Source organism: Paenibacillus sp. FSL H8-0048 (assembly GCF_038002825.1).
Taxonomy (GTDB): domain Bacteria; phylum Bacillota; class Bacilli; order Paenibacillales; family Paenibacillaceae; genus Paenibacillus_AQ.
Genome location: NZ_JBBODF010000001.1, coordinates 4017980 through 4039678, shown reverse-complemented (window position 1 = coordinate 4039678; position 21699 = coordinate 4017980). Strand labels below are relative to the sequence as shown.

18 protein-coding genes are annotated in these 21699 nt (G+C 52.8%); 13 read left to right on the top strand and 5 right to left on the bottom strand.

The annotated features are described in order from the left end of the window. The first annotated feature begins 4 nt into the window (after window positions 1–4). The 7 genes from NSU18_RS17130 (at window position 5) to NSU18_RS17100 (ending at window position 8262) form a co-directional block, all read left to right on the top strand. A complete protein-coding gene (locus NSU18_RS17130) occupies window positions 5–871 on the top strand; it encodes an ATP-binding cassette domain-containing protein (protein ID WP_341149622.1) in 867 nt (288 codons plus the stop codon). Beyond that, complete coding sequence (locus NSU18_RS17125; protein ID WP_341014895.1) at window positions 847–1755, top strand: energy-coupling factor transporter ATPase; 909 nt, start codon at window positions 847–849, stop codon at window positions 1753–1755. Before NSU18_RS17130 ends, NSU18_RS17125 begins: the two co-directional genes overlap by 25 nt. Further along, complete coding sequence (locus tag NSU18_RS17120) at window positions 1742–2539, top strand: energy-coupling factor transporter transmembrane component T family protein (protein ID WP_341149621.1); 798 nt, start codon at window positions 1742–1744, stop codon at window positions 2537–2539. The genes NSU18_RS17125 and NSU18_RS17120 overlap by 14 nt, the downstream gene beginning before the upstream one ends. A 21-nt stretch (window positions 2540–2560) precedes the next feature. Next, on the top strand, window positions 2561–4486 hold the full coding sequence (locus NSU18_RS17115) for a peptidase U32 family protein (RefSeq protein WP_341149620.1): 1926 nt from the start codon (window positions 2561–2563) through the stop codon (window positions 4484–4486). A 168-nt stretch (window positions 4487–4654) separates the two neighbouring features. Beyond that, entirely contained in the window at window positions 4655–5938 is a 1284-nt protein-coding gene (locus NSU18_RS17110; RefSeq protein ID WP_341014891.1) for an aspartate aminotransferase family protein, read from the top strand. A gap of 17 nt (window positions 5939–5955) precedes the next feature. Further along, window positions 5956–6840: a UbiA-like polyprenyltransferase gene (locus tag NSU18_RS17105; protein WP_340990868.1), complete on the top strand. Its 885-nt coding sequence runs from the start codon at window positions 5956–5958 to the stop codon at window positions 6838–6840. A 459-nt stretch (window positions 6841–7299) separates the two neighbouring features. Next, complete coding sequence (locus NSU18_RS17100; RefSeq protein ID WP_341014889.1) at window positions 7300–8262, top strand: hypothetical protein; 963 nt, start codon at window positions 7300–7302, stop codon at window positions 8260–8262. A 212-nt stretch (window positions 8263–8474) separates the two neighbouring features. Here NSU18_RS17100 and NSU18_RS17095 read toward each other — a convergent pair whose 3' ends face one another. From NSU18_RS17095 to NSU18_RS17080, 4 genes are all read right to left on the bottom strand, one after another. Further along, window positions 8475–9455 (bottom strand): polyprenyl synthetase family protein, encoded by a 981-nt coding sequence (locus NSU18_RS17095; protein WP_341014885.1) that lies wholly within the window; start codon window positions 9453–9455, stop codon window positions 8475–8477. 18 nt (window positions 9456–9473) lie between these two features. Then, a complete protein-coding gene (locus tag NSU18_RS17090) occupies window positions 9474–9923 on the bottom strand; it encodes a hypothetical protein (protein WP_341014884.1) in 450 nt (149 codons plus the stop codon). Window positions 9924–10162: 239 nt separating this feature from the next. Continuing rightward, window positions 10163–12040, bottom strand: coding sequence for an FAD-dependent oxidoreductase (locus tag NSU18_RS17085; protein ID WP_341014882.1), 1878 nt, complete (start codon window positions 12038–12040; stop codon window positions 10163–10165). Window positions 12041–12089: 49 nt separating this feature from the next. Then, window positions 12090–12995, bottom strand: coding sequence for an FMN-binding protein (locus tag NSU18_RS17080; RefSeq protein ID WP_341014879.1), 906 nt, complete (start codon window positions 12993–12995; stop codon window positions 12090–12092). Between the two features lie 481 nt (window positions 12996–13476). Between NSU18_RS17080 and NSU18_RS17075 the strand changes: the two genes are divergently transcribed. The 5 genes from NSU18_RS17075 (at window position 13477) to NSU18_RS17055 (ending at window position 17843) form a co-directional block, all read left to right on the top strand. Next, window positions 13477–13680: a CsbD family protein gene (locus tag NSU18_RS17075; RefSeq protein ID WP_036695255.1), complete on the top strand. Its 204-nt coding sequence runs from the start codon at window positions 13477–13479 to the stop codon at window positions 13678–13680. A gap of 193 nt (window positions 13681–13873) precedes the next feature. Beyond that, window positions 13874–15289: an ATP-binding protein gene (locus NSU18_RS17070; protein WP_341014878.1), complete on the top strand. Its 1416-nt coding sequence runs from the start codon at window positions 13874–13876 to the stop codon at window positions 15287–15289. A gap of 101 nt (window positions 15290–15390) precedes the next feature. Then, window positions 15391–16665, top strand: a complete 1275-nt coding sequence (locus tag NSU18_RS17065; protein WP_341014876.1) for an MFS transporter — start codon at window positions 15391–15393, stop codon at window positions 16663–16665. 25 nt (window positions 16666–16690) lie between these two features. Further along, window positions 16691–17353: an oxidoreductase gene (locus NSU18_RS17060; protein WP_341014874.1), complete on the top strand. Its 663-nt coding sequence runs from the start codon at window positions 16691–16693 to the stop codon at window positions 17351–17353. Between the two features lie 109 nt (window positions 17354–17462). Next, the gene (locus tag NSU18_RS17055) at window positions 17463–17843 is read left to right on the top strand and encodes a RidA family protein (RefSeq protein ID WP_341014872.1); all 381 of its coding nucleotides are present in this window, start codon (window positions 17463–17465) and stop codon (window positions 17841–17843) included. Between the two features lie 308 nt (window positions 17844–18151). Here NSU18_RS17055 and NSU18_RS17050 read toward each other — a convergent pair whose 3' ends face one another. Next, entirely contained in the window at window positions 18152–18916 is a 765-nt protein-coding gene (locus NSU18_RS17050; protein ID WP_341014870.1) for a tryptophan-rich sensory protein, read from the bottom strand. Window positions 18917–19114: 198 nt separating this feature from the next. Between NSU18_RS17050 and NSU18_RS17045 the strand changes: the two genes are divergently transcribed. Next, entirely contained in the window at window positions 19115–21565 is a 2451-nt protein-coding gene (locus tag NSU18_RS17045) for a glycoside hydrolase family 31 protein (RefSeq protein ID WP_341149619.1), read from the top strand. Window positions 21566–21699 lie beyond the last annotated feature (134 nt).

Below are 21699 nucleotides of genomic sequence, written 5' to 3'. Positions count from 1 at the left end.
TAACATGAATCAAGCGTACAACGATACAAAAGCCGGTGAAAAGCCGGCGGTGATTGCCCTAGAGGGCGTATCCTTCGGCTATGACCCGGAGCATCCGATTCTCCATGATATCAACGTGTCGATCCCGCAGGGTCAATGGGTGAGCATTGTGGGGCCTAACGGCTGCGGGAAATCAACACTGGTCAAGCTGCTGAATGCACTGCTTCCGAAGAGTGCCGGCCATATCTCTGTCTGCGGACATACGCTGCAGGAAGAGACGGTTCAGTCCATCCGGCAATGTATCGGAATGGTCTTCCAGAACCCCGATAACCAGTTCATCGGGCAGACGGTGGAGGAAGATATTCTCTTCGGCCTGGAGGGGCTGTGCCTGTTCTACGAAGAGATGAAGGAGCGGCTTGAATTCTATACCGGTAAGCTTGGGATCAGCCATCTGCTGTCCAAGCATCCCGGAGAGCTGTCGGGCGGGCAGAAGCAGCGTGTAGCCATCGCCTCGATTCTCGCCATGAAGCCAGGCATCGTCATCTTCGACGAGGCCTCTTCTATGTTGGACGAGGGCAGCCGGGATGAGCTGATGGGGATTCTGCGCGACATGCAGGCAGAAGGCAGCTACACCATTCTGCTGATTACTCATGATGCCGATGAGATTCTGGCGTCGGACCGGGTGCTGGCGCTGCACGGGGGAAGCATCGCCGCAGATGTATCACCTGCGGAGCTGTTCCGGGATACAGAGCTGCTGGAGAAGTGTCATTTACGGGAGCCTTATACTTGGCAGCTTGCCCGTGAACTGGAGAGCCGGGGAATCACGGTGGATGTACCCGCCAGCGAAAAGGAGCTTATAGACACATTATGGCAATACAACTACAGCAAGTAAGCTATACATATGCTGACCGCAGCATGTGGAAGCAGACGGCACTGCACGGGATTAATCTGGAGATTGCCGGGGGTTCGCTGACCGGGATTGCCGGGGCCACCGGCTCCGGCAAATCTACACTGCTCCAGCTGTTCAATGGCATTCTTAAGCCGACGGAAGGCACGGTGCAGGTGCTGGATGTAACGATAACTGCCGGGGAGAAATCACCGAGGCTGCTTCCGCTGCGGCGGAGGGTAGGCCTCGTCTTTCAATTCCCGGAGCAGCAAATGTTCGAAGATACAGTGGAGAAGGATCTCTGCTTCGGGCCGCTGAACTTTGGAGTCAGTCTGGAGGAGGCCAAGGAACGGGCGCGCAAGTCGATGACGGATATGGGACTGGATCTGGCGCTGCTGGAGCGCAATCCCTTCCGGCTCAGCGGAGGACAGATGCGCAAGGCAGCCATTGCCTCAGTGCTGGCGATGGACCCGGACGTTGTGGTGCTGGATGAACCGACAGCCACCCTGGACCCGGTAAGCCGCGCGGAGCTGATCGCGCTGCTGGAGCGGTTGTGCCGCGAGCAGGGCCGCACGATCATCATCGTAACGCACCGGATGGATGAACTGCTGCCTTATGCCGACAACTGGGTCTTGCTCAAGGAGGGTGAGCTCGCCTTCCAGGGCAGCGGCGGCGAGCTGGCCGCTGATCCGGTGATTCTTGAGCGCTGCGGACTGCGGGTTCCACAGTCTCTGCGTTACTGGCAGGCTGCCGCCGAGCGCTTTGGCCTTAGCGGCGAGAAGCCGCTCCTTACAGCAGAGGGCCTCGCGGGGCGGCTTGCGGCCTTGCTGGAAGAGCGCCGCAAGCTGAATGCTTCCGGCTCGGAGGAAATGGGGAATGGCCATGAATGAGCGTCTGCTGCTGGGCCGCAGCATTGATACGGGCTCCTGGGTCCATAAGCTGGATGCCCGGTCCAAGATTACCGGAATGCTGCTCTATGTAGCGATCATCCTGCTGTCTACTTCCTGGATATCCATTGGGCTGGTTGCGGTCTTCTCCATCGTGGTGATGGCGACGACCCGCATTCCACTGAAGTATTTCATTAAGGCTGCGAAGCCTTTACGTTATCTGATGTTGTTCATCTTCATCGTACAGGCGCTGTCCGTGAAGGAAGGGGAGGTGCTATGGTCGCTGGGCTCCTTCTCGTTGCATGCGGGCGGTCTGCGGCTGGGGGCATTCTCGGTCATCCGCATGCTGTTCCTGCTGACCTTCACCGCACTGCTGACCTTCACGACAACGCCGGGCAAGCTGAACCAGGGGCTGGAGGGAGTGCTTGCCCCGCTGAAGAAGCTCAGGCTGTCACCCGACCGGATTACGCTGATGATCAGCATCGCGCTCCGCTTCATTCCGACGATTCTGGATGAGGCGCAGATTATTCTGAAGGCGCAGGCCTCGCGCGGAGCGGACCTGAAGGAGCTGCCGCTGAAGGAGAAAGCGCGGATGCTTGTGTCGCTGCTGGTTCCGGTCATCGCCAGTGCGTTCCGGCGGGCCCAGGACCTGATCTATTCCATGGAAGCCCGGGGCTTCCGCATGGATGCGCCGCGCAGCCGGTATCACCGGCTCAGGTGGGGCGCGGCGGATACGCTGTTTGTTGCTATGTTCGTTGTACTGGGAGTTGCAGTAGCATTATTGTAAGACATTTAGGGGGATACGGAAATGGCACGTTATTTTAATGGTAAAGAAGTAGAGTTATTGGCACCTGCGGGAACCTTCGAGATCTTCAAGGCGGTCATTGAATCGAAGTGCGATGCGGTGTATTTCGGCGGTCCGGTGCTGAACATGAGAATGATGCGCAAGGGCTACAACTTAAGTCATGAAGAGATTATTGAAGCTCTGAATATCGCCCATAGTATGGACAAAAAAGTATATATCACGGTAAACAATCTGTTCAGCGAAGAGGATGTGGAAGAGGCCAGAACGTACCTGAGCTTCCTGGACACGGCCCGCCCGGACGCGCTGATCGTGCAGGATATGGCTGTGCTGGAATTGATCCGCGAGATGGGGCTGAATCTGCCGGTTCATGCTTCCGTGATGATGAATGTGCATAATCTGGAGATGATCCATGCGCTGAAGGAGCTGGGCGTCAGCCGGGTGGTTACCTCACGGGAGATGGATCTGCAGACCGCCAAGCTGCTGGGTGCAAGAAGCGGCATGGAGCTGGAATATTTCATTCATGGCGATATGTGCTCTGTACACGGGGCGAACTGTTATTTCAGCTCCCAGGTGTTCGGAATGAGCAGCAACCGGGGCAAATGCATGAAGCCTTGCCGCTGGGATTACCGGATCAAACGTGACGGCTATGTCTTCCCGGCGGAATATCCGCTGGCGGTGAAGGATATGTTCATGTATGAGCATCTTCCGGAGCTGATTGAATCCGGCATTACTTCCTTTAAGATTGAAGGCCGTATGCGCGATAAAGAATTCATGGTCATGCTGTCCAACAGCTACGGCGATGCGATTGACCGTTATATCGATGATCCGCTGGGCTTCGACCGCACCAAGGATTCCAAGGAGCTGTATAACAACCGTAAGCGCGATTTCTCCACGGCGTATGCTTTTGGCAAACCGGGATTATCGAATATCAACCGCCGTTATGAGGGAACAGGCAAGTTCTACAGCACCGGTAAAGTGTTCAGTACGCCGACTGCGGAGCGTGAGCTGTCTGCGGAGCGGGTGACAGAGCTGCGCGGGCGGATGGCTGAAGACAGACGCAGCACCCTTAACAAGCCTGAGCTGGCAGTACGTGTGAATAATATGGAACAGGCGCGTCTCGTACTGGAGATGGGAGTAGACAGCTTGTATCTGCCGGGTGATGTGTTTGAGCCGGACCGTCCTTTTACGAAGCAGGATATCAAGGATCTTGGAGCGGTAAAAGGCCATACCAAGCTATATCTGGGCCTGCCGCGGATGATGAATGAGCTGCATTTCGACCAGTATGATCATCTGCTGAACGGAGAGCGGCTGCCGATTGACGGGCTGATCATTACGAACCTGGGGGCAATCCGCCGCTACCGCGCGACCGGTTACCCGATGATGGGCGATGCTAATCTGAATGTCTACAATCATCTGTCTGCCGGACTGTACGCCGGATTGGGCCTTACCAAGCTGACCGTTTCGCCGGAGATGACGCTGGAGCATTTCGCCTCCTTCACCTCACGCAGCGACCTGCCGCTGGAGGTTGTGGTACACGGAACGCCAGCGCTGATGTATATGGAGCATGATCTGTTCGAGAATACGGAAGTGATGGAGCCGATTGGGGAAGAAGACAACCAATATGTCCGCAATGATGTGCTGGTGCTTAAGACCGACAAGGGCGAGAACCCGGTCTACCGTGACCAATACGGCCGCTGCCATCTGCTGTTCGCCAAGGAGCTATGCTATCTCCCGATGCTGGAGGAAATGAATGGCCTGGGGATTGCCAGCTTCCGGATTGAAGGCGCGACATACAGTATCAAGGAGCTGCGCACTATTATTGCTGCTTATCAGGCTGCGATAGAGGGAACGAAGCCGGAGGATGATCTGCTGGGCGGACTGAAGCCGGTATACGCGGGGTACACCCTCGGTTCACTGCAATTTAACTAAGGCTAATAATTCAATTTTAAAATAACGCTAGGGCGAGTATAATAAGGGCATATGGCGCCATTATAAGTACCTTTTTTCACAAACTCATAGACAGGTGTGCCTGATGTGTCACCAGCCTGCTTGGCCATTATTATTAAATCATCAGCGATTGGAAGCGAGGGGAATCTCATGGAACAAAGCGTTATCATTGGAAGAGAAGCGGTAGCTGCCAAAAGAAAGCAGTATTTCTACCCGTGCACCGCACATTTTTACCGGGATGCCCCGCAATTGGTACGCGGAAGCATGCAATATGTCTACGATGAAAACGGCAAGCAATACACCGACTTCTTCGCGGGAGTCTCCGTGGTTGCCTGCGGCCACTGTAATCCGGCTATTACCTCACGTACGATAGAGCAACTGCAGCAATTGCAGCACACCTCGCCGATCTACCTGACCCAGCCGAATGTAGATTTGGCGGAACGTCTGGAAGAAGTGCTGCCGGGTGCACTGCGCAGGACATTCTTCGTCAACAGCGGTTCAGAGGCGAATGAAGGGGCGCTGCTGCTGGCGCGGATGCATACCGGCCGCAAAGGCTTCATCGCACTGGAGGCCGGCCTGCATGGCCGGACCAACCTCACCATGAGTGTGACCGGGCTGCAAATGTGGAGAACCGATGCCTACCTGGATGGGGATGTGACATTCATTAAGCGCCCGTATCATCCGGAATTGACGCTGGAGGATGCTGCGGCGCAGTCCATCCAGAATCTGAAGGAGGTACTGGCTGCCCAGGGAGACACCATTGCCGCCATGATCGTGGAGCCGATTCAGGGGAATGGCGGGATCGTGATGCCTGCGCTGTCTTACTTCCGTGAGGTGAAGGCGCTGCTTGAGCAGTACGGTGTACTGCTGATTGATGATGAAATCCAGACCGGCTACGGCCGGACGGGGGCTATGTTTGCGATGGAGCATTTCGGCGTCGTGCCGGACATTATCAGCATGGCTAAAGCACTGGGGAACGGAGTGCCTATCGCCGCCTTTTCCACAACGGATGAGATTGCGGCTTCGCTGAACAAGCCTTCCGCCTCAACGTTCGGAGGGAATCCGGTCTCTGCGGCTACCGCGCTGGCGGTCCTGGACTACATCCGTGATGAGCGGCTGGCGGAACGTGCGGCTGAGCTCGGCGGGCAACTGAAGCAAGGCTTGCTTGCTCTCCAGAAGCGGTATCCTGCGTTGATTACCGATGTACGGGGCAGCGGACTCATGCTGGGGGCCGAGCTGGCCGGTACCAAGACTGAGGATGCCGCGGCTGTGACAGACTATGTGCTGGAAGAACTGAAGGACCGCGGATTCCTGATCGGCAAAAACGGCATAGGCCGCAACGTTCTCGCCTTCCAGCCGCCGCTTGTTGTTACTTCCGGGAATATCGATGCCCTGCTGGATGCACTCCATGAAGTGCTGCAAGCGATCCACTAAGAAAGAGGCCTAACATTATGGTTATCATTAATGCTTTTAAACATACGGCACTTAAAATGAAAATGTTCAGCGAGCTGGTGATGTTCTCCCATACGCTGTTCTCCCTGCCTTTTGCCATCATCTCGATGGTATGGGCTGCGGGAGGCTGGCCTTCCGGACATATGATGTTATGGGGACTGATCGCGCTGATCGGGGCGCGCAACGGGGCGAATGCGTTCAATCGTCTGGTGGACCGCACCTTCGACGGCAACAATCCGCGTACCGCCCATCGGCATCTGCCGCAGCGTCTGCTCGCCGAGAAAGAAGTCATTCTGTTCATTATCATCAATTATGCCCTGTTCATTGTGGCTTCCGGGATGCTGAATCTGCTCTGTCTGGTGCTGTCCCCGGTAGCCATTGTACTGATCTCATCCTACTCTTACACGAAGCGCTTCACCTTCCTGAGTCATCTGTATCTGGGCTTCGTAATTGCTTCGGCGCCGATTGGTGCTTGGTTTGCGGTTACCGGGAATATCGCGTTCACGCCGTTCGTCATCGGAACCGTGGTGATGCTCTGGATTGCCGGGTTTGATATCATCTACGGGACCCAGGACATTGAGTTTGACCGCAAGAACGGTTTATGGTCCATACCGAGCTTTTTCGGCTTGGAGAATGCGCTGCGGATCTCCAAAGGGCTGCATTTCATTATGGTTATGCTGCTGTTGTTCCTGTACCTCTGGCGTGATCTCGGCTGGATGTATCTGGTCGGCATCGGCATCGCTACGGTGCTGCTCATGACGGAGCACAAGATTATCAAGCCAGCTAACCGTAAGCTGATGAAGGTGGCTTCTTATAATTTGAATCAGGTGATCAGTATGGTGATCTTGCTGTGTACGCTGATTGATTATTTTTACGTTAATTAGGTTGGGCGCCTCGGGTAGGGGCGGCTGGAGGTTGGGGAGCTGCACTGCGCGGAATGTTTGGACTTCCGGTCGCTGTTAACTTCGGATTCCCTGATTGGAACCGCTGGAGCGGTTGGAATCCGAAGTTAAAGGCGAACGCTGCCGCTCCTCCAGTTCCAAAATTCCTCTCCGTTCCGTCCTAACCTTTCCCAGGCAAGATTAACTTCAAAAAGACAACAGGCCTACCCAGGGGGTGGGCGGCAAAAAAGGCGCGAATAAGCTTAGAGCTTCGCGCTTTTCTTCTTTTTTGGAGCATCAAACCCCAAACCCCAAACCCCCATGCTAAACATCACTCACGTACGCTTCGCTGCATTCGTTTGTTCAGCAAAACTTCAATTAACATGCGCTTTAAGTGCTTATTGGATGGGTATAGAAAGAATAGGTCTTGGAACATCCAAATTCTTGAAGGAGGAATACAAATTGAATAACAAACTGGCGCTCAGCCTCATTGTAGCTTGTGCTGTAGTGTCGGGCTGCGCTTCGGATGCCAATATAGCAAAGCCTGATAGCACTTCGGCTGCTGCTGAACCCACTGCCGCTGCAACGGTCGAACCTACGGCAGAACCTACTCCTGCTCCTACAACGGCTCCTACGGAAGCTCCTAAGGCAGAGCCTACAGCTGCGGAGAAGCTGGCTCTGGACTATATCATTACATATGTGAACAATTCGGATGTGGCGGCGAAAAAGAAATTTGTGGCTGAACATCTCCATCCCGGTGTGCAGGCTTTGTTTAAAGAAGCACAATTGACGGAGACGGAGCCAGAGCTTAAAGTGCTTAGACCCAAGGTCATTGAATCTACAGAGTATACGGATGACAATGGGGAAAAGGTGGATGCAGTACTGCTTCAGGGGGAGAAACGGTCGAATATGTACAATGAGGTTATTGTTCTGATTGCAGATAATAAAATCTTCAGAGCTATGGAGGCAGTGGAAAAAGCCGAATTTAACAATCTCCGCAGCAAGTTTAAGGCACCGGTTCCGGCTGTGACGTTACCGCCCCTAACGGTGCTGGATGAATTGGTCAACTTTATGATTGTCGATGTGTGGAACAAAGGCTTCGCTGATTTCCATTATTATGCCAAGAACGGGAAGAACACTGTCGGCGAAAATATGGATATTCAAGCAACCATGGACCGGCTAGCTGTTGCGATGGCCCACAAGAAAGAATCCGACAGCTATATCGCAGGCCTGGGTGCAGAATATGACGATGTGAAGAAAGTCTGGGCACCGCTATCCAAAGAAACTGACCGTTTGTACGCGGAGCTCCTCACTGGCCCGCCTAAGCCCAAAGATCCCAATACTAAGTTTAATACCGAAGCTTTCCGCCAGTACCGGGATGATTTTCAGGAAATAATAGATACAATGCTGCTTGAAAATAAATAACAAAAGGGCGCCCTGTTGCAAGGCGCCCAGGCTGCCGGAGAAGTCCCGGCAGTCTTTTTTTGGATAAGATTGATTTCACCAGCTGAAACTAAATGTATGTGAAAAATAGCATACATTGTGCTGGCACGCAGGCGCATGACCCGAATGTATGCGAAAAACAGCATACATTGTACTAACGCACAAGGTTGTCACTGCATTATGCTGATGCCCGCTCAGCGGTCACGCCCGGCGAAGTATTGCAGCAGGGTCTTCAGATCGGCATGCGCCGGGAAGCTGGAGAGCTGCTCCACAATCGCAGCAGCCCGGGCCAGATAGTCCTGGCTGACAGCCTCTGAGCGGGCAAGGGCATCACTGTCTCTTACGAGCTCCAGGACATGCTCAATGTCTTCAGGAGAAGAGCCAGGGCCTATCCTGCGGATGACAGGAGCAAGCTCATCATCCTGTAAGGCGAAGAGCACAGGAAGGGTAACCTGGCCGTGACGAAGATCGCTGCCGGCCGGCTTGCCGAGTACATCCGCTGATTGCGTGAAGTCCAGGATATCATCCTGAATCTGGAATGACATTCCCAGCGCTTCTCCGAAATCGTAGAGGAGGTGGGCAGTCTCCGCGCTGCTCTCCGCCGACAATGCGCCTACCCGCAGGCAGGTGGCCATCAACAGTGCGGTTTTGTTACGGGACTTCTCCAGGTACTGCTCCAGCGTAAGATCATAATCGAAGGCAAGCTCTAATTGCTGATATTCACCCAAACATAACTGGGCTGTGGCGACAGAGGATAGATCGTGAACATAACGGTCCTTATCACCGGTATACTTGCTGAGCAGTTCAATAATGCGGGCAGACATATAATTACCGATATGGACAGCGGATAGAATCCCGGTCTTGATATGCAGCGCAGGCTCGCCCCGCCGCAGCTCGGCGTTATCAATAATATCGTCATGAATCAATGAGGCCACATGGATAAATTCAGCCGCAGCGGATAATTGCAGGGTGCGGCGTCCGGCAGGTCTCGGACCAAACCGGCTGCCGACAATAACCATCAGCGGGCGGAGGCGTTTACCGCCGGAGCCTGTCAGTTCGAGAATGCTCTGCGCCAGCTGCGACTTTTTGGGAACATCCTTATCCCGGGCCACCAGATTCTTAATTTCACGGTTAATTTCATTCAGATCAATATTCAAGGCTTCATGCAGCTTCATCGTTCATGTTCCCACCTGTCAAATGGCTTTGCTGGTACGGCTTCGTTGTCTGCGCTCCTGAATGAGAAACTCATCCAGCTCCCGGGCCGGATTGTGTTCTGTGAACTCTCCATTTGAACGTTTGATCTGCAATTTTTTGATGGAGGAGGCCATATAGGCTACCAGATCCAGCTCCCTGTATTTCACTGCAAACTGCAGATAGAAGCTGTACAGGTAATCTCCATCCAAAATGTTACGGGTCAGGTCAGGATGATGTGGGACACATTCCATATGGCGCTGTGCTGCCACGGTAAGGATGGTATAAATGCCTAGCAAATGAGTTTTGCGGTCATACTCCAGATCATGGCGTTCCAGTACCGAGAGCATTTGCTCACATTCTGCCGGAGAGAGAGACAACTGAATTCCGGCAATCTTAGACATTTCAGCCTGAAGCAACCGGAATGTATCTTGGGTGATTTTTTGGTTCACAAGCTTCTCTCCTTCTTATCGGTTTTGCTGGAAGGAAGCCAATTCCTGATTATCCCTACAAAACCATTTTGTTGAAAACACACATATAAATGTACTTTCACCTCGTTAAACAAGGAGAGTAATGTGTCCTAGGGACACATTACTCTTAAGAATATCCTATTCAGCTTGCAGCAGCGCAGCCTGTGCATACGCCGCTGTTATAAATGAATGTAGTTGTTAACCACCGGTTACCCGGTTCATCAGTCGGTATACAGATACCAGCGTCGGACGAGAGGAATCCTCTTCCACTGCTTCTTAAGCCAAGGAAGAACATAGTAATCCAGGCCGAACACGCTGCCGGAACCGCCGATGCAGGCAATAGCTGCTCCAACATACCAGAGCATTTCTGTTGCTGCCATCTTGGTGGTCCAGATCATAACCGCCATACCTATCGTGGCCAGAGCAGAGATCGCTGTGAACAGACCAACGATCAGCATTACGCCGAAGACGATTTCGGCACAGACCATACCGATTTGGAACCATTTTGCCAGGAAGGTGTAAGATCCGTCAGCATTGTAAAACATGAGATCCATGAACCAGTTAGAGATATCATAGATGAAGCCTGGAACCGGAAGAGCCGATACAGCTTCTTTGGCAGTGGATACTGCGGAAGCGGCAGATTGGGCATCTACGGTAGTTTTGACTGCATCCACAGCCTGACTTGCTGCCGATGTCGCGTCTGCATAAGGAGCCGCAGGAATCAGGAAAATCTTATTCGGATCAACCCAGATTTTGCGGATCTTCTCTATACCTTCATATAACCACATTCCCCCGAGCAGCATACGGAGCGGAACGAGCCAGAAGTTCGGCGAACGCTTGGAGAAGTAACCGCCGACGAAGCTCTTGCGGTTCTCAACATGGAAGAACTCGTGCATCATGTAAGTCCAGACCTTGTTGAAGCCCACAACCTGGGACAGATAGAACATATTGATGAAATGTTTGGACAACATAGCCATGAAGCCGGTCAGCATGAAGAACTTGCCCGGAAGACCAACGTTCGCTACACCGTAGCGGCTGCCGATGGAAACCATGGTGCCGTGGAAGCCTGGTTTATATGCTTTTTTAGGCGTACCCTTGATATCAGCAGTGATATTCCCTGCGATAACCGGAGCCGCTTGTTCAGCATTCTCAACCATTTGCGGAACTGGACGTTCTTCGCCTTCGGGGATGAAGAAGATGTTATCCCCTACGACGTATACGTTCTTATGGTCAACACTTTCAAGGTGTTCATTGGTAACAATACGTTTGCGGCCTTGCTGTTGAACATCAAGGTTGCCGACGATTTCCGAGCCTTCAACACCGGCGGTCCAGACGATTGTCTGTGCATCCACGATGTTCTTCTCGCCGAGGGCAACAGAGCCTGCCCCTACTTCGGTGATTTTGGCGCCGGTAACGATTTCTACCTTCAGCTTGCGCAGACGGGCTTCGGCTTTCTGGATCAGCTTATCCGGAAGGATAGGCAGGATCTTCGGAGCCATATCAGCCACGATCAATCTCACTTCGGAAGGATCGATGAAGAATTCTCTGCAGAGCTCGTCGCGCTGCTCGGCCATTTCACCTACAAGCTCAACGCCGGTAAAGCCGGCACCGATGATTACGAAGGTCAGCATAGCGCGGCGTGTAGCCGGGTTCTTTTCCTTCGCAGCTTTGGTGTACATGTCGCGGATCTGACGCTTCAGGGCAACTGCATCATCGTAGGACCAGAAGGAGAAGGTGTTCTCTTCAGCTCCGGGGATACCGAAGAAGGTTGGCTTGCTTCCTGTGCCGATGACCAGATAATCATAAGCATAGGTGGCTTTGTCGGATTTCAGCTTCTTGTTCTTGAAATCAATGTTGCTGATCTCATCCAGAACTACATCTACTTTCAGTCCGGCAAAAATTTTCTTCAAGTCAATTTTGATCGAATCCTCAGGTGCGCGATTCGCAGAAACCTCATGCAGCTCAGTCAAAAGAGTGTGATATGGATTTCGGTCGATCAGTTTGATTTCTACATCTTTGTCGTTCTTAAATTTCTTTGCCAGTTTCTTAGCCGTGAGTACGCCGCCGTAGCCGCCGCCCAAAATGACTATTTTCTTCAAGAGAAACTCACCTCATTCATCTGATTAGCTGCAAAAGGGTAGCGAATAATTATTTCGCGCCTTCGAGTGCTTTTTGTGCAAGTGTGAAATATTCACCAACATGGATGGATACGCCGGAGATTGCGTCTGTTTTACCTTCAGCATCCAGGGTAGGAGCTACGCCTTTGTTCTCAAGGAAGTATTTCTCGGCAAGGGCGATTTCTTCATGCCATTCAGCAGCAGCGCCGCCGGCTTTCATGCCGTATTTTCCGTCTACAGAATATTGTTTCTTATCGTCGCCTGCAGCATTCACACCGCTGAAATTAACAGCTACAACGTTGCCGTTAGCAACAGACAGAGCTACAGTGGACTTCCAGCCGGATTTAGCATCCATTTCGCCTTCAGCAGTATATCCGCCGTCTTTGTATGGGCCTGCTTGTGCAGGGCCGGCAGCAAGTGCAGCCTGAGCCGCGCCAACGAAATCACTAACGTGTACGGATACACCGGAGATTGCATCTGTTTTGCCTTCAGCGTTTACAGTGAGAGCAGCAGGATCTTGTTTTTCAATCAGGTAGGCTTCAGCAAGAGCAGCCTGTTCATGCCATTCGGACTTCGCTCCACCGATTTTTACCAGGCCGTAGTTGCCGTCTTCAGATACTTTTTTCTTCAAATCGCCCGCTTTTTTAACGTTGAAAGCATTCCAGTCAGCTTTGGTGATTTTGCCGCCTTCTACAGTCAGTTGTGCAAAGGTCTGCCAGCCAGTCTCTGGATCGGCATCCACTGTACCGTAGTAGGTTCCGTCCTGGTACTTGCCTGTTTCGGCTGCAGGTGCAGTAGTTGCTTCAGCTGCGGCAGTAGCAGTTGCTACAGGTGCAGTTGTTGCAGCTGCATTCTCAGCTTTGTTGCTGTTGCCGCAACCAGCGAGTAAAGTACCCAGTACCAGTGCGCTCGACAAGATTACAGAAGCTTTTTTCATTTTGATATGACCTCCAAGAAAATAGTTTAAAATATATATATTAAAATGTAAAACATTTTAATAGCGGTGGAAGTGATAAAAATCACTTTATAAATGATAAATGTCACTCTCATCTCGGTCTTAAGTCCCTTTTTGTAGCAGGCATACGACATATATCGGCAGGCAATAAGAAAAAATTTAATCATATCGTTTCTTGTTCGATGGCATTTTAGCACAAGCTATGGAAGTATCATGTGAAAATAATCACTTAAATCATAAATAAATTTACTTCTGAAGTATATCAAATTTTAAGATAGTTGAATAGCTTTTTATAAAGACTTTTATGTGACAAAAGTTGAGTTATTCTGCATGGTTTCACCCGGTTGCAGGTGCAGCCCTGCACTCCGTGGCGATTCAGCAAAAAGTCATAGGGGTAATAGATCACAAGCAATTATAAGCTTTCGCCAGACATTAAATAGACAACTAAGGAGATGAGCTTGTAGTGGATAACAATGTGATTAAAGGTAAATGGCTGCAGATTAAAGGTGAAGCCAAGAAGCAATGGGGCAAGCTGACAGATGATGACCTGGATATCATCGACGGTGAAAAAGACAAGCTGGTAGGCAAGCTGCAGGAGCGTTACGGCCATTCCAAGGATGAAGCCGAAGCGGAGTACCATAAATGGGAGTCCTCCCACCGCAGCTAATCAGCAGTTAACAATACAAGGAAAGAGCGCAAATCCTACCTGATTTGCGCTCTTTTGCTGTTTTCCCGACATGCGGCAGCCTTCATTCTCATACATATACATATGCAATAGCCCTCATGCTTCATGTTTTCATTCCTCCATTGTGATACTATTGATATTATTGTGAACTTATTTTCGCTGCAGGAGTGAAGCCATGGAATATGTCAAAATCTTTTTTGTGAATACAGCTTTACTAATCACTCTGTCGTATCTGGCGAATCTAATATACAAGTACACCATAACCCACGCATCCGAGCCTGTAAAAAGAGTAAGCTGGGTATTGCTCGCGGTCTTTGCGGGCTGGATCAGCACCTTTTTCGGCTACAGACTGCATGAGCATGTCATTTTTGACCTGCGGTACGTACCGCTGATCATTTCAACGCTGGCTTATCCCCAGCCTCTGGTACTGATTATAATCGGAATCGCTACCGGGCTTACGCGCCTGACCTTCGGAGTTACGGACGCAGCCCTGGTAGGTGTGCTGAACCTGACTCTTCTGGGCTTCGTCTGTGCCGCTCTGAGCTTATGGATGAAGCGTTCGTCTTCCTCGCTGATGTATAAGGGGATCGTCACCATCTTGGTAGTCAATGTAGTAAATGTGCTGAATATTGCCGTATTCGGGGTCATTCCCACACATGATTACATAACGAAGATTCTGCCGGTTACCTTTCCTGCAGGTCTTGTCCTCAGTGCTCTGTTCGCGCTGATTATCCGCGATTTCCATCTGGAACTGATGCGTACCGGACAGATCATTAGAGCGAATGAGCTGTTGTCCGAACAGACGGAGGAGCTGCATAAGAATAAAATTGTGCTTGAGGAAAGAGCCAGGCAGCTCATGCTCGCCTCACAGTTCAAATCGGAGTTCCTGGCGAACATGTCCCATGAACTGAGAACCCCTCTGAACAGCATTATTAACCTGTCCCAGATGATAGAAGAAGGCGATGAGTCCCTGAGTGCGGAGGAGCTTGCTGAATATGGCGGGATCATTCACCGGTCAGGGGAGGATCTGCTGTCGCTCATCAATGATATTCTCGATCTGTCCAAGGTGGAGGCCGGTAAGCTGGATATTATTATAGAGGATTTAAATACCAGCGAGGTCCCTGATCTGCTCGTTCAGCAGTTCGGCGTCTTAGCCAGACAGAAGCAGCTCACCTTCAGTGTCTCTCTGGACGAAGGGGTCCCGGCCGTAATCTACACGGACCCCCAGCGGGTGCAGCAGATTCTGCGCAATCTGCTTTCGAATGCGTTCAAATTCACGATGACTGGCGGGGTCACTATGAATATCCGTGTAGTGGAACGTCAGGAGGGGGCTGCTTCGCAGAAGTGGATTGCCTTTGAGGTGCAGGATACCGGAATCGGCATTCCTCCGGAGAAGCATGATCTGATCTTTGAAGCCTTTGAACAGGCGGATATCAATGTCAGCCGCAAGTATGGCGGTACGGGACTGGGCCTGTCTATCAGCAATGATCTGGCCAGGCTACTGGGCGGCTTCATTACCCTGCATAGCCGCGAAGGCCAGGGTAGTATATTTTCCTTACATTTACCTCTGGATTCGGGCGCGTCTGTATAATCCCCGCAGCTCCAACTTTATTTGTGAATTTGGTATATTGACAGGAATCTGGTGCTGAGTAGAATGAAGCAAAAGCCGCATCAAAGGAGAGTCATTCCCCCATGAACATCATGAGAAGCCGGCCGCTGCGGAACCGTTCCAAGGATTTGCGCAAGGCCTCCGTACACCGCAAGAATCTGCAGATCGCTACCTTTGAGGGGATACCATCCACCATATTCCAGGTGCTGCTGCAAGGCCAATTTCTTACAGGATTCCTGTTATACCTGGGTGCCAGCTCCAGTCAGATCGGATTTGTCCTGGCGCTTACTACGCTGGTGAACGTCGCACAGATCGGTGTGGCCTTCCTGATCCAGAAGCTGCCGAGCCGTAAGTGGGCGCTCGTGACTTTTATTGGCTTACACCGTCTATTGTGGGGATCTACGGGCCTGGTTCCGTTTATTTTTCCGCAAGAGCACTGGGTTACCGCCTTCATCGTTCTGTATACCATTGCTTTCATTGCGAACACCGCCGGTGGTGTGCTCTGGAACTCCGTCATCAGTGACCTGGTGCCTGCAAGAGTAAGGGGCCGGTATTTCGGTATTCGTAATACGTTCCTTAATGCGCTGGGAAGCCTGGTGATGTACGGGGGCGGTATTATTCTGGACCGTTATCCGGGCGGACACGGATTCCTTATCCTGTATATTGTAGTGTGGATTTTCTCAATCTCGAACATCGTGGTATTCTTCTTCTACCCGGATGTGCCGTTTGAGAAATCCGAAGAGAAGGCCTTCCTGCCGATGCTCAGGAAGCCGCTTCAGGACAAGCTGTTCATGAAATCCACACTGTTCCTGTCTGCTTGGCTGCTGCTGCAGAACCTGACCGTACCGCTATATTCCTATGTCATGCTGCAGCTGCTGAATATCAATTATGAGAAGCTGTCCCTGCTGAATGTGGCGCAGACGGTCTTCATGATGGCCAGCTTCTATGTATGGGGCAACCTGAATGCCAGGCACAGTAACAAGAAGCTGCTGCTCTGGACCTTGCCGATTATCGCGTTCTCTTCCCTGATCTGGGGGCTCTTGTCCGTGCTGCCGATGCTTCCTGTGTTATTCGCAGCCCATATTGTGTTCGGCGTGGGCGTAGGCGGCTTCAACCAGCTCGCTTTCAACTTCATTATTGGGGATACGCCAAAGCGCGAACGGCCGATGTATATGGCGATGTATGCGGCGCTCACCGGTCTGGCGGCCTTCTTCGGCCCGCTGCTGGGCGGCCGTATCTACGAATGGATTAAGGAATGGCCGCAGTGGATGCAAATCTACGGCATGCAGTTAGTGGTAGGCGTGCTGATGATACTGCTGGCACTGCTGCTGGGCCGCCGTATTCTGCGGGATGAATAAGGAGGAATATAAGGAGGCTATTGCGGTGAGAAGAGTTGCGCTGGTACTGGGTGCTACTGGTCTGGTCGGCAGTGCGCTGACCCGGGATCTGCTGGGCGGGAGCTGGGACGAGGTCCGTGTACTGGTCCGCCGTCCGCTTGCGCTTGAGCATCCCAAGCTGAGACAGATTCAAGTGGATTGGGACCGGCTTGAGCAATATAGCGGGCAATTCGCCGGTGTATATGCAGTATTCTGCTGTCTGGGAACGACAATTAAGCAGGCGGGTTCGCAGGAGCAGTTCGAACGGGTAGATCTGGAATACCCGCTTGCCGCTGCGTCCTTGGCCAAAGAGTATAATGTGAAGCAGTTCCTGGCTGTGTCCTCTATGGGAGCCAGCGCCAAATCGCGTACCTTCTATAGCCGGATCAAGGGGCGGACGGAGGAGGGGCTGATAGCTGCCGGATTCCACGGGCTGCATCTGTTCCGCCCTTCGCTGCTGCTGGGTGACCGGGCAGAATTCAGGCTGGGTGAACGCGCTGCGGCTGTGCTGATGAAGGCGCTGGATTTCGCCATGGTCGGCAAAGCTGCGAAGTTCCGGGCCATTCCCGCCGCCACGGTAGCGCGGGCGATGATGAATATTGCCCAGGCTGATACAGGCGGCGTGCACATCTACACGAATGAGGTCATTCATGTGATTGGCAAGCATTAGCCGGGCAGCAGGGTTTGCAAACCGCAGACCCCAGGACTTACAATAAGCATACTAATAGAATGTACATAGCGGTCTACAGGCCGCGTACAGCATGCAGGAGGCGTTCATAATGACCAAAAAACAAGTAGCTACAAGCAAAGCCCCAGGAGCGATCGGTCCTTACAGCCAGGCAATTGTTGCGGGCAACTGGGTCTACACTTCAGGCCAGCTCGGAATGGACCCGCAGACGGCGGAACTGCCGGGCAGTGTGCAGGAGCAGGCGCGCCAGTCGCTTAACAATGTGAAGGCCATCCTGGAAGAGGCCGGAGCAGCGATGGATCAAGTGGTGAAGACAACCGTGTATCTGAAGGATATGAATGATTTCGCGGCGGTTAACGAGGTGTACAGCACCTTCTTCACCGAGCCTTACCCGGCCCGCAGTGCCGTTGAGGTAGCCCGTCTGCCGAAGGACGCGCTGGTTGAGATCGAAGCGGTAGCGCGCAAGAAATAACCCGGGCCGGTTGCAAGCGGTCAAGGCATAGGACAGCGAAATCCCCCGCACGTGAAGCTGGCGTGCGGGGATTTTTTTGTATATATAAGCGTATCTACATAGATTGAACTTGAAAACTTAAGGGAAGGGGAAAGTGGCGGAAGGGAATTTTGGAACTGGAGGAGCGGTAGCGACCGCCTTTGTCTGCGGATTTCAACCGTTGAAAACGGGATAAATCAAGAAATCTGCAGACAATAGCGGCCGGAAGTCCAAAACTTCTCTGGAGTCACGGCTAATCCCAAAATGGAAAAATAGTCAGTTCAATTTATTTAGTATCTGCTGCGGGAACGGCGCGGAGTCAGCAGCAGCCAAATACTGTAGAGCAAGAGAAGCCCTGCTGCAATCAATGCGGTGAAATACACCTCATTCGTGTCCTTATGCTCCGCAGCAATGGCGATGTAGGCCCAGACGAAGACAAGCGGATAGATGCTGTCCCGGTACGGGAAGCTTACCAGTACAGCCAGCACTGCACCAACGCAGAGCATAATGACTGCCCACAGTATGCCGCTGAGTCCGAAGCCGCCCCAGTCGTTCTTCACCAGCACAACACTGACATTGACAATAGTAGCAACGGAGATCCAGCCGAGGTAGAGGCTGAACGGCAGCTTCACGAGCCATTTCTCCCCGGTTGTGGGATCTGCGATGAAGCGGGTTTTGCGGTAAATGACGATTAACGATAGCAGCAGAAGTACCATCGCCACCAGCGACAGCTCAATGTACAGATAATGCCAGAGGAGCAGCCAGCCCATATTGAAGATACAGCTGAGCATGAACCAGATCCCGATCCGCTGGACGGAATCCCTGCCTCCGGTACCCTTGCGGAACTGATAAATAATGAATCCGGCCAGCAGCAGATAGATCAGGGACCAGATGGAAAAAGCATATCCGGCCGGTGTGAGGTACGTATGATACCTGTCCGAGATTTCGGCGGTGCTGTTCCCGCCAAGCGGCAGGACGACCGAAAGGGTATTGATGACAATGACGCCGAGGAAGAGCAGCAAATTTCCCCACTTATAAGGATTAGTTCTAGTCATATGACCACTCCCTAACTTGGTTAATAACTACGTTTTGGCCTTGGCCTATATAGAATATACCCGCTTTGGCAGCAAATAAGACTAATCCGGCGAAAAAAATGACCGATTGGTCATAACAATCACGGATAGTATTCCTTAGGCCCGGGGTAATATGTAGTCAAGAAGTAGATCAGCAAGCAGCGAAGGGAGAGAAGATACATGGAGAGCAGTGAGGCGATACGCCCTGAGAAGATGGGGCCGCTGGTGATGAAGGAGACCTGGAACACGCCGGGCAGCGTGGTGTCCTGGGAACGCTCCGAGAATATCTACATCGTCCGGGGGGAATGCGCCGGGATGGCTTTTATCTTCCTGAGCGATGATATGTTCCGGATGAAGGTCTTCCATGATAAGGTACCGGACCTGACCACCTCGGAGGCGGTGCTGAAGGAGTGCTGTATTCCGCATCTGTTTCCGGTAGAGGAGACGGAGGAGCAGCTCATTTTCTCTACGGGCGCCATCCGGCTGATTATTGAGAAGGCCTCATTTCTGCTTCGTGTGGAGAATACATCCGGCAAGGTGATCATGCAGCAGAATCTGACGAGCTGGAACCCGCGCGGCGCAAGCCATGCCGAATATGATATGCAGCCGGACTCTCATTTTTACGGACTGGGTGAGAAGTCGAGCTTCCTGGACAAACGGGGGGAGCGTTATACGAACTGGAACACCGATGTGTTCGCCCCGCATCTGCCGGAGATTGAAGCGCTCTATGAGTCTATTCCGCTCATTATCCACATGCACGGGGACCTCTCCTACGGGCTGTTTCTGGATAATACGGGGCGGAGTGATTTCGACATGCGCTCGCACGGCATTGCTTTTACCATTGGCTGCTCTACAGGAGCGTACGATATCTATTTCATTAACGGGCCTGAGATGAAGGATGTCGTCAAAAGATATACCACGCTCACCGGCCGGATCGCCCTCCCGCCCAAGTGGGCGCTTGGCTATCACCAGTCCCGCTACAGCTACATGAACCAGCAGGAGGTGCTGCAGCTGGCCAAGACCTTCCGTGAGAAGAACATCCCCTGTGATGTGATCTATCTGGATATCCACTATATGGACGAATACCGCGTATTCACCTTCGACCCTGTCAACTTCCCTGATCCGCAGAAAATGATCTCGGAGCTTGCGGAGCTGGGTGTGCGCATTGTCCCGATTGTCGATCCCGGCGTCAAAAAAGACCCTAAATACGAGGTGTATAAGCAAGGGGTGCTGGAAAAGCATTTCTGCCGCCGCCTGGAGGGCGATATATTCTTCGGTGAGGTGTGGCCGGGGATCAGCGCCTTTCCTGATTTCAGCGACAGTCGGACCGCCGAGTGGTGGGGGGATCTGCACAAATACTACACGGAGCTTGGTATTCAGGGCATCTGGAACGATATGAACGAACCGGCAGTCTTCAATGAGACCAAGACAATGGACCTGGATGTGATGCATTTCAACAACGGGCGGCCGGTGACCCATGAGGAATACCACAACCTGTACGGGATGATGATGTCCAAAGCGACCTATGAGGGTCTGGCCGAGCATATGGGGGGCGAGCGTCCCTTCGTGCTGACCCGGGCCGGGTATGCGGGCATCCAGCGCTATGCAGCCGTATGGACCGGGGATAACCGCAGCTTCTGGGAGCATATGGCGATGGCGATGCCGATGGTGCTCAACATGGGGCTGTCCGGGCTGGCCTTCTCGGGGCCGGATATCGGCGGGTTCGCCCATCATACGTCGGCGCAGCTGCTGGTGCGGTGGACGCAAATGGGGGTGTTTTTCCCTTACTGCCGGAATCACTCCTCCATCGGAACACTGCGCCAGGAGCCCTGGTCCTTCGGGGAAGAGGTGGAAGGGATTCTGCGTGAATTCATCGGGCTGAGGTACCGGTGGATGCCGCATTTGTATAATCTTTTTCATGAAGCGGAGATGAGCGGTCTGCCGGTCATCCGTCCGCTGGTGCTCGAATATCCGCGTGATCCGCATGTGACCAACCTGTGCGACCAGTTCCTGCTGGGTGAAAATGTGCTGATTGCCCCGGTCTACCGCCCGGATACGGATCACCGCTCCGTCTATCTGCCCGAAGGCTGCTGGCTGGACTATTGGGACGGGGAGATTCATGAAGGCGGACGCCATATTCTTGCGGCTGCACCGCTGCATATCATGCCGATGTATGTGAAGGCAGGCAGCTTCGTGGCCGAAGGCCCGCTGAGACAGTATGCGCTGGAGGACACGGAGGAGACGATCATCTTCCATCTCTACGGGGCGGAAGCGGCTGCGGGCTTCTCTTCCTCCTTCAAGCTGTATGAGGATGACGGCCACAGCTTCAGCTACCGCATGGGGCAGTATACGGAGCTTACCGTGCAGGCTGAAGGGGAGGAAAATGCGCTGGTGCTGAAGTGGGCGTATGCGGTTCATGATTACAAGCCGCGCCGGGAGACGCTGCGGTTCGCGCTCTGCTATCCGTTCTTCAATGTGGCTGCGGTGGAGGGGCTGGCGGAGATTAGTCTGGAGGAGCTGAATGAAGGGGCACTGGGCTGGGCCCGGAACGGCAAGAACGGTGCGATCATCGTTCAGGTGGCGGATACTGCCGGGGGCGGAGAGCTGCAGATTCTGGCGGGTGCGGAGTAGGAGCCGGGTAGAATGTAACCCGTCAGAGTGTAGTAGTCCAGCACGAGTTGCTGCACGGGATTTCAGGACCGGCTTGCCTGGAGGGGCGGGCCGGTTCTTCCTGCTGGAACGCAATCTGGACAGTAATGGCCTGA